The 420-nt window shown below is 42.4% G+C and carries 1 pseudogene; it reads left to right on the forward strand.

Features of this window, described 5'->3' with window-relative positions:
- Positions 1–420: pseudogene (locus SB658_RS22045) on the forward strand (L-lactate dehydrogenase); the annotation flags it as partial.

The following is a 420-nucleotide window of genomic DNA, read 5'->3' on the forward strand; positions in this document are numbered from 1 at the left end:
AGTGGACTGCCAAAAGAACGAGTGATTGGCAGTGGAACTACACTTGATACTGCAAGATTTAGATACATGCTCAGTGAGTACTTTGACGCAGCGGCACACAATGTGCATGCTTACATCATTGGAGAGCATGGCGATACAGAGCTTGCTGTTTGGAGTCATGCGAATATCGGAAGTGTACCGATTACAGAATTAATGAAGAAAAATGATCAATACAAACAAGAAGATTTAGATGAGATGATGGAAAATGTCCGTCATGCCGCTTATCAAATCATTGAGAAAAAAGGCGCTACTTACTACGGCGTAGCGATGAGTTTGGCCCGCATAACAAGAGCGATTCTGCACAATGAAAACAGTATTTTGACTGTCAGCACTTACTTAGATGGAGAGTACGGAGCAGAAGATGTCTACATTGGTGTACCT

Source organism: Bacillus sp. SIMBA_008 (assembly GCF_046535495.1).
GTDB lineage: Bacteria > Bacillota > Bacilli > Bacillales > Bacillaceae > Bacillus > Bacillus subtilis.